This window comes from Mycobacterium gordonae (assembly GCF_002101675.1).
Taxonomy (GTDB): Bacteria; Actinomycetota; Actinomycetes; order Mycobacteriales; family Mycobacteriaceae; genus Mycobacterium; species Mycobacterium gordonae.
In genome coordinates this window covers 21,420-30,334 of sequence record NZ_LQOY01000065.1, presented here as the reverse complement: position 1 = coordinate 30,334, position 8,915 = coordinate 21,420, and the positions used below count along the sequence as shown (strand labels likewise).

Genomic DNA, 8,915 nt, shown 5'->3' with positions numbered 1-8,915 from the left:
GGCGGGCGGCGATGGGGGACACGGCGGCTTCTTTGTCGGTCAGGGAGGTCAGGGCGGCACCGGCGGTCGTGGGGGCCTGGGGGGCACCGGTGCGCTCGGTGGTAACGGTGGCAACGCTGGCTCCGGCGGCGCCGCGACATCCGTTCTAGGTCTTGCTGCGACGGCCGGAAACGGCGGCATCGGCGGCGACGCCGCCACCGGCGGTGTTGGCGGCGCTGGTGGCGCCGGCGGGCACGGCGGTAACGGTGGGGCCGGCGGTTTCCTGGTCGGCAACGGAGGAGCCGGCGGCACCGCAGGCACGGGCGGCACGGGCGGCGCCGGCGGAGTAGGCGGCGTCGGCGGTGTCGGCGGCGTCGGCGGGGCCGGTAGTGGCACCACCAGTTACGGCGGTAGCGGTGGTGCAGGCGGTAACGGCGGCGCCGGTGGAGCGGGGGGCGACGGTGGAGCCTTCGGCAAGGGCGGAGCCAAGGGTGTCGGGAATACGAGCAGTGGCACGACAGGAGCTGACGGCAAGGCCGGCGGCCAGGGCGTCTCGGGTCAACCCGGTTAGCCGGCAGCCGGGGCAGGGTCGAATACGGTGTCCTGGTGACACACGACCGGGCCCCACACCCCGGCGGGGGCTTCAACCCGCCCGAACCGACCGACAAGGGTGGCCCGGACTACCACCGCTTCATCGAGGCGGTGCGCCGGTTGCAGGATCACGCCCGCGCCGTCGACGCGCCCGATGAGGTGATCACCGAAGCCGCTGACCGACTCGAGCAACTGTCGGCATTGCTGGCGCCGTTCGACGCCGACGAATGGCAGTCGCCGTCGGGCCGACGGATGGACCTGCCGATGCGCGGGAATCTACTGACCATCCCGATGGACGCACACAAAACTGACGATGGCCGCATCGAAGGCCGGGCGCGGTTCGCCCGGTTCCACCTAGGACGCAACGGCGCCGTGCACGGCGGGTCGCTGGGCATGCTGTTCGACACCGTGCTCGGCCTGACGGCGTCGGTGCTCACCGGCAGCCGTCGCCAGCGCACGGCGTATTTGAAGATCAACTACCGCAACATCGTGCCGATCGAAAAGGAGTTGCACTTCGACGCCGGACTCGACAGCGAGGACGGGCGGAAGATCTTCGTGTCCGGCCGGTTGCGCGACGGCGACACACTGCTGACCGAAGCCGACGCGCTGTTCGTGCGCCTCAAGCCGGGGCAACCCTGAGGTCAATCGGGTGGGCGAAACTCCACGCACAAAGCTGAATATCCTTCAAAAACAATTTCCTTGACAAATCATTGCATAGGTGTCGAATATTGATCAGGTTCGATCTGTGGCCGTTCGCCGATCGAACTGGGCATCTCACCGCATGGCGCCGAGGTGTGTATCGGTAATAGACGGCACGAGCGATAGCGGGTCGGACAATGACCGAAATCTTGAATGCGTTAAGTCGTCCGAAATTGTCAGACGGTGCAGCGATCCCCTCGGTAGCGGTCGTCATTCCCGCCTACAACGAGGAACGGTTCATCGCCAACTGTCTGGAATCCTGCCTTCGCCAAACATCCCTTCCGGATGAAATAGTCGTCGTCAACAACAGGTCCACGGACGACACCGAAAACATTGTGCGCCGGTTCCAAGTCGCAAACCCGCATATCACCATCCGGTTGATCGCCCAACACGACCATCAAGGCATCATCCCCACGCGCAACCATGGATTCGACAACGTACGCAGCACCGTCATCGGCCGCATCGACGCCGACTCGACGATCGCCGACAATTGGGTCGAGACGATCCGCCGCCGCTTCCAGAACCCCGCCGTCAGCGCGGTGACGGGCCCAGTGTGGTACTACGACATGCCATTTAAGGAGGCCGTCTTCCGGCTTGACCGTGCCGTGCGGGACCGGTTGCACCGGAAGGCGAAAGACCAACGGTTTCTGTTCGGTTCCAATATGGCGCTCCGCGCGTCGGCGTGGCGCGCCGTCCGTCACCTCACCCAACTCGATCCCGAAGACCGACTGCACGAAGATATCGACCTCGCCGTGACGCTGTTCAAGAACAACTTCGAGATCGAATACGACGCCTCGCTTATTGCCGGTGTGTCCGGCCGGCGGGTGGAGGACTCCCCACGCAAATTTTATCGGTATGCAATGCGCTATCTCAGGACAACAAAGGCGCACCACGTCAAGAGCGGCGCAGCGGTCATGACCATCGCAATTCTGTTGCTGGGTTACTTCCCGGTGCACACCTTGCGCTTGTTGTACGACGGCGAAAACAATCGATTCACGACGGCGAAGCTGCGTGCCGCGGTGCGCGCCGAGCGCGCGCCGGCGCCGGTGGCCAGCCGGCTGGTGGTCTCGGGCACCGGCGGCCTCAGCACCGCCCAGCCGCAATGGCCGCCGGCGGCCTGACGTGATGCTCGCCCGATAGGGCCGTGGCGCTCTCTCACTCACGCTCCGGGGCCATCGGCTTGGGCCCGTCTCGGTGGACACCGATAGCATGGTCGCGACCGATTACGCCATGCCCCCGAACATGCCCAAGCCACGGAGAGCCACGCAATGAGCGCCCCCGCACATCAGATCCAGGCATCCCCGATCCGGGTTCCTGCCGGGACCACCGCGGCGGCCGCTGTCGGCGAGGCGGGGTTACCGAGGCGCGGTACCCCCGAGGCGATCGTGGTGGTCCGCGACGCCGACGGCAAACTGCGTGACCTCAGCTGGGTGCCCGACGCCGACGTCGAGGTGACTCCGGTGGCGGCCAACACCGACGACGGCCGCAGCGTCATCCGCCACTCGGCGGCACACGTGCTGGCCCAGGCGGTGCAGGACCTGTTCCCGCACGCCAAACTCGGCATCGGCCCGCCTATCACCGACGGCTTCTACTACGACTTCGACGTCGCCGAACCGTTCACGCCCGAGGACCTGGACAAGCTGGAAAAGCGGATGCGCCAGATCGTCAAGGAAGGCCAGCTGTTCGACCGGCGCGTCTTCGCGTCCAAGGACGAGGCGCGCGAGGAACTGGCCAACGAGCCGTTCAAGCTCGAACTCGTCGACGACAAATCGGGCGACCCCGACGTGATGGAGGTTGGAGGCGACGAGCTCACCGCCTACGACAACCTCAACCCCCGCACCCGCGAACGGGTCTGGGGCGACCTGTGCCGTGGGCCGCACATCCCCACCACCAAGCACATCCCGGCGTTCAAGCTGACCCGCAGTTCGGCCGCGTACTGGCGGGGTGATCAGAACAATGCGAGCCTGCAACGCATCTACGGCACCGCGTGGGAATCGCAGGAGGCACTCGAGGCCCATCTGGAGCTCATCGCCGAGGCCCAGCGCCGCGACCACCGCAAACTGGGCGTCGAACTGGACCTGTTCAGCTTCCCCGACGAAATCGGTTCGGGCCTCGCGGTTTTCCATCCCAAGGGCGGCATCATCCGCAGGGAGCTGGAGGAGTACTCGCGGCGCAAGCATGAGCAAGCCGGGTACGAGTTCGTCAACACCCCGCACATCACCAAGGAACAGCTCTACGTCACCTCGGGCCACCTGGAGTGGTACGCCGACGGGATGTACCCGCCGATGCATCTCGATGCCGAGCTCAACCTGGACGGCACCGTGCGCAAACCCGGCCAGGACTATTACCTCAAGCCGATGAACTGCCCGATGCACCACCTGATCTACCGGGCGCGCGGCCGGTCGTATCGCGAACTTCCGTTGCGGCTGTTCGAGTTCGGCAGTGTCTACCGCTACGAGAAATCCGGCGTCATCCACGGGCTGACCCGGGTACGCGGGATGACCCAGGACGACTCGCACATTTACTGCACCCTCGACCAGATGCGCGACGAGCTGACCTCGGTGCTGCGCTTCGTGCTGGACCTGCTCGCCGACTACGGTCTGGACGACTACTACCTGGAGCTCTCCACCAAGGACCCCGACAAGTACGTCGGCTCCGACGACGTGTGGGAGCAGGCCACCGCGATCCTGCGTGAGGTCGGCGAGGCCTCCGGTCTGAAGCTGGTGCCCGACCCGGGTGGCGCGGCGTTCTACGGGCCCAAGATCTCGGTGCAGGTCAAAGACGCACTCGGGCGCAGTTGGCAGATGTCGACGCTGCAGGTGGACTTCAACATGCCGGACCGCTTCGAGCTGGAATACACCGCCTCCGATGGGTCCCGGCAGCGTCCGGTGCTGATCCACCGGGCGTTGTTCGGGTCGATCGAGCGGTTCTTCGGCATCCTCACCGAGCACTACGCGGGCGCGTTCCCGGCCTGGCTGGCGCCGGTTCAGGTGGTCGGCATCCCGGTGGCCGACGAGCACGTTCCATACCTGGAAGATGTTGCGCTGCAACTGAAATCGCACGGAGTCCGGGTGGAGGTGGACGCCAGCGACGACCGGATGGCCAAGAAGATCGTCAACCACACCAACCAGAAGGTGCCGTTCATGCTGCTGGCCGGCGACCGGGACGTGCAGGCCGGGGCGGTCAGTTTCCGGTTCGGTGACCGCACCCAGATCAACGGGGTGGACCGCGAGAGCGCGGTCGCGGCGATCGTCGACTGGATCGCCCGTCGCGAAAATGCCGCGCCCACAGCGGAACTGGTGAAAGTCCCGGAGAGCGAAACGTGAGTGACCGGGACGACCCGAACGATCAGGACACGATCCACGACCGCGGCGTCGGCCAGCGGGACCATCTGCAGCGGCTGTGGACCCCGTATCGGATGAACTACCTCGCCGAAGCGCCCAGCAAGCGCGCTGATGCCAGCCGGGGCGAGCCGTTCACCGACATCCCGCAGATGTCCGACGAAGAAGGTCTGGTGGTGGCCCGCGGCGAGCTCGTCTATGCCGTGCTCAACCTGTATCCGTACAACCCGGGTCACCTGATGGTGGTGCCCTACCGGCGGGTGTCGGAGCTCGAGGACCTCACCGAGGCCGAGAGTGCCGAGGTGATGGCGTTCACCCAGAAGGCGATCCGGGTGATCAAGAAGGTGTCCCGACCGCACGGCTTCAACGTCGGCATGAACCTCGGGACCTCGGCGGGCGGCTCGCTGGCCGAGCACCTGCACGTGCACGTCGTCCCCCGCTGGGGCGGCGACGCGAACTTCATCACCATCGTCGGCGGCTCCAAAGTGATACCGCAGCTGCTGCGCGAGACCCGCCGGCTGCTGGCCGACGAGTGGGCGCGGCAGTCGTGAGGCACGCATGAGCAAATTGCCATTCCTGTCGCGGGCGTTCTTCGCCCGCCTCACCAACCCGGTGGCCCGTGCCGCGCTGAAGGTCGGTCTGACGCCGGACATCGTCACCGTCATCGGCACCGTGGGCTCGATGGCGGGGTCGTTGGTGTTTTTTCCGATGGGCAAGCTGTTCATCGGCGGGTGTGTGGTCTGGTTCTTCACGCTCTTCGACATGGCCGACGGGGCGATGGCGCGTATTCGCGGCGGCGGCACCCGGTTCGGCGCGGTGCTGGACGCCACCTGCGACCGCATCAGCGACGGCGCGGTGTTCTGCGGGCTGGCGTGGTGGATCGCCTTTCACATGCACGACAAATGGTTGACCGCGGCGACGCTGATCTGTCTGGTGACCTCGCAGGTGATCTCCTACATCAAGGCCCGAGCCGAAGCCAGCGGGCTGCGGGGTGACGGCGGTTTCATCGAGCGCCCGGAGCGGCTGATCATCGTGTTGGTCGGTGCCGGGGTGTCGGATTTTCCGTTCGTGGCCTGGCCGCCGGCGCTGCCGATCGGCATGTGGCTGTTGGCCGTGCTCAGCGTGATCACCTGTGGGCAGCGGTTGTACGCGGTGCGGACCTCGCCCGGGGCCGTGGACCGGATTCCCATCCCAGGAAAGAACGAGCAGTGATACCGCCATCAGTAGGTCTGAAACTGCCCGGCCGGCCCCGCGACCTGCTGACCGGCAAGGCCACCGACTGGGCCTATGCCACCGGCTGGCGGGCGGTGCGGGTGCTGCCGGAGTTCGCCGCGCGCAACGCATTTGAGGCCGGTGCCCGCTATGCCGCCCGCAACGGTGGGCCCGAGCAGCTGCGCAAGAACCTGGCCCGTGTGACCGGGGTACGGCCGACGCAAGTGCCGGACTCGCTGATGCGCGCCTCGCTGGCTTCCTATGCCCGGTACTGGCGGGAAGCGTTCCGGCTGCCGACGATGGATCTGCGCGCGCTGACGCGCCGGCTCGACAGCGGGACTCACGGCCAGGACAACCTCAACGCCGGGCTGGCCGCCGGCCGCGGTGTGGTGCTGGCACTGCCGCACAGCGGCAACTGGGACATGAACGGTGTCTGGCTGGCACACACGTACGGCACGTTCGCCACGGTGGCCGAACGCCTCAAACCGGAATCGTTGTACGAGCGCTTCATCGACTACCGGGAGACGCTCGGCTTCGAAGTCATCCCGCACTCCGGCGGCGACCGACCGCCGTTCGAGGTGCTGTGTGACCGGCTGCGCGACAATCAGATCGTGGCCCTGATGGCCGAGCGCGACCTCACCCGCACCGGTGTCGAGGTCGACTTCTTCGGCGAACCCACCCGGATGCCCGCCGGGCCGGCCAAGCTCGCAATCGCGACGGGCGCGGCGTTGCTGCCGTCGCACTGCTGGTTCTCCGGTGACAGCTGGGAATGCAACATGCAGCCGCCGCTGGACTGCAGCAGCGGCGACGTCGGCGCCATCACCCAGGCCCTGGCCGATGAGTTCGCGCGCAATATCGCTGCCCATCCCGCAGACTGGCACATGCTGCAACCGCAGTGGCTGGCGGATCTGTCGGACGACCGGCAGGCCTGGTTGAAGGACGGCTGATGCGGATCGGGATGGTCTGCCCCTACTCGTTCGATGTACCCGGCGGGGTGCAGTCGCACGTGTTGCAGCTGGCCGAGGTGATGACCGACCGCGGACATCAGGTCAGCGTGCTGGCTCCGATGTCTCCGGACACCGCGCTGCCCGACTACGTCGTGTCCGCCGGCAAGGCCATTCCCATCCCCTACAACGGGTCGGTGGCCCGCCTGCGGTTCGGCCCGGTCACCTACCGCAAGGTGAAGAAGTGGCTTGCCGAAGGTGATTTCGACGTGCTGCACCTGCATGAGCCGGGCGCCCCGAGCCTGTCGCTGCTGGCGCTGGACATCGCCGAGGGCCCGATCGTGGCGACGTTTCACACCTCGACCACCAAATCGGTGGCGATGTCGGTCCTGGGCGGCATGTTGCGGCCCAGGTTCGAGAAGATCGTCGGCCGGATAGCGGTGTCGGACCTGGCGCGGCGCTGGCAGATGGAGTCGGTGGGCTCGGATGCCGTGGAGATTCCCAACGGCGTCGACGTCGACTCCTTCGCCTCGGCGCCGCTGCTGGACGGATATCCGCGGCCGGGCAAGACGGTGCTGTTCTTGGGACGCTACGACGAGCCGCGCAAGGGCATGACGACGCTGCTGGCCGCCATGCCGGCCGTCGTGCAGCGTTTTCCCGACCTGCAGCTGTTGATCGTGGGACGTGGCGACGAGGACGAATTGCGTACTCAGGCAAGTGACTTCGTCGAACATCTGCGGTTTCTGGGGCAGGTCGACGACGCCGGCAAGGCCTCGGCGATGCGCAGCGCCGACGTGTACTGCGCGCCCAACACCGGCGGCGAGAGTTTCGGCATCGTCCTGGTGGAGGCGATGGCCGCCGGCACCGCCGTGGTGGCCAGCGACCTCGATGCGTTCCGGCGGGTACTGCAGGACGGGGAGCTCGGGCGGCTGGTTGCGATCGAAGACGGTGATGCGCTGGCCCAGGCGCTGATCGCGGTCCTGGAGGACGACGCGCGGCGCGCGCGCTACGTCGCCGCCGGTAGCGAAGCCGTCTCCCGTTACGACTGGTCGGTGGTGGCCAGCCAGATCATGCGGGTCTACGAGACGGTCGCCGGCTCCGGGGTCAAGGTCCAGGTGGCCAGCTGATGGTGTGGCTGATCGTTGTCGGGGTCCTGCTGCTCGTGGTGCTGGTGGTGTTCGGTGCCTGGGGTTATCAGCGGGCCAACCGGCTCGACCGGCTCAACGTCCGCTACGACCTGTCCTGGCAGGCGTTGGACAGCGCGCTGGCCCGGCGGGCGGTAGTGGCGCGTGCGGTCGCTATCGATGCCTACGGCGGATCACCGGAGGGCGAGCGGCTGGCGGCACTGGCCGACGCCGCCGAGCGTGCGCCGCGCAGTCAGCGGGAGACCGCGGAGAACGAGTTGTCGGCCGCGCTGGCGCTGGTCGATCCCGCGTCGGTGCCGGCGGGCCTGGTGGCCGAACTGGCCGATGCCGAGGCACGGGTGTTGCTGGCCCGCCGATTCCACAACGACGCGGTGCGCGACACCCTGGTGTTGGCCGAACGGCGCATGGTGCGGCTCTTTCATCTCGGCGGAAGGGCGCCGCTGCCAACCTATTTCGAGATCGCCGAGCGGCCGCACGCGCAGCGGCACACCGGTGACCAGCTCAACCACCGCACCTCGGCGCGGGTCGTCCTGCTCGACGAGGACGGCGCGGTGTTGCTGCTGTGCGGCTCGGATCCCGCCATTGCCCATGCACCGCGGTGGTGGTTCACCGTCGGCGGCGAAGTCCGGCCGGGGGAGCGATTGGCCGAAGCGGCCGCGCGTGAGTTGGCCGAGGAAACCGGTTTGCAGGTCGCGCCGGCTGATCTGGTCGGACCGGTATGGCGGCGCGACGAGGTCTTCGAGTTCAACGGCTCGATGATCGACAGCGAGGAGTTCTACCTGGTTCACCGCACCCGGCGGTTCGAGCCGGCGCTGGACGGGCGGACGGCGCTGGAACGCAGCTACATCCACGGCGCCCGGTGGTGCGGGCCCGCCGACATCACCGAACTGGCCGCCGCCGGCGAGATCGTCTACCCGCGGCAGTTGGGTGAACTGCTACCGAGGGCCAACCAGCTGGTCGACTCCGCTCCGCGGGATGCCGTGGTGCCGCAGTCGATCAGCTGA

Annotated in this window: 8 protein-coding genes and 1 pseudogene; all 9 read left to right on the top strand. The window is 67.2% G+C overall.

Annotation, left to right across the window (positions count from 1 at the left end; translation table 11 throughout):
• Nucleotides 1-550: pseudogene (locus tag AWC08_RS36390) on the top strand (PE family protein); the annotation flags it as partial.
• Between the two features lie 35 nt (nucleotides 551-585).
• Nucleotides 586-1,209, top strand: coding sequence for a PaaI family thioesterase (locus AWC08_RS10425; protein ID WP_069434126.1), 624 nt, complete (start codon nucleotides 586-588; stop codon nucleotides 1,207-1,209).
• A 233-nt stretch (nucleotides 1,210-1,442) separates the two neighbouring features.
• Nucleotides 1,443-2,390, top strand: coding sequence for a glycosyltransferase family 2 protein (locus tag AWC08_RS10420; RefSeq protein ID WP_159459979.1), 948 nt, complete (start codon nucleotides 1,443-1,445; stop codon nucleotides 2,388-2,390).
• A 147-nt stretch (nucleotides 2,391-2,537) separates the two neighbouring features.
• Nucleotides 2,538-4,595, top strand: a complete 2,058-nt coding sequence (gene thrS / locus AWC08_RS10415) for a threonine--tRNA ligase (RefSeq protein ID WP_069434124.1) — start codon at nucleotides 2,538-2,540, stop codon at nucleotides 4,593-4,595.
• Nucleotides 4,592-5,161 (top strand): ATP adenylyltransferase, encoded by a 570-nt coding sequence (locus AWC08_RS10410; protein ID WP_065134333.1) that lies wholly within the window; start codon nucleotides 4,592-4,594, stop codon nucleotides 5,159-5,161. Before thrS ends, AWC08_RS10410 begins: the two co-directional genes overlap by 4 nt.
• A gap of 7 nt (nucleotides 5,162-5,168) precedes the next feature.
• Entirely contained in the window at nucleotides 5,169-5,822 is a 654-nt protein-coding gene (pgsA, locus tag AWC08_RS10405; protein WP_069434123.1) for a phosphatidylinositol phosphate synthase, read from the top strand.
• The gene (locus AWC08_RS10400) at nucleotides 5,819-6,769 is read left to right on the top strand and encodes a phosphatidylinositol mannoside acyltransferase (RefSeq protein ID WP_069434122.1); all 951 of its coding nucleotides are present in this window, start codon (nucleotides 5,819-5,821) and stop codon (nucleotides 6,767-6,769) included. Before pgsA ends, AWC08_RS10400 begins: the two co-directional genes overlap by 4 nt.
• Nucleotides 6,769-7,893: a glycosyltransferase family 4 protein gene (locus AWC08_RS10395; protein WP_069434121.1), complete on the top strand. Its 1,125-nt coding sequence runs from the start codon at nucleotides 6,769-6,771 to the stop codon at nucleotides 7,891-7,893. Before AWC08_RS10400 ends, AWC08_RS10395 begins: the two co-directional genes overlap by 1 nt.
• Nucleotides 7,893-8,915, top strand: coding sequence for an NUDIX hydrolase (locus AWC08_RS10390; RefSeq protein WP_069434120.1), 1,023 nt, complete (start codon nucleotides 7,893-7,895; stop codon nucleotides 8,913-8,915). The genes AWC08_RS10395 and AWC08_RS10390 overlap by 1 nt, the downstream gene beginning before the upstream one ends.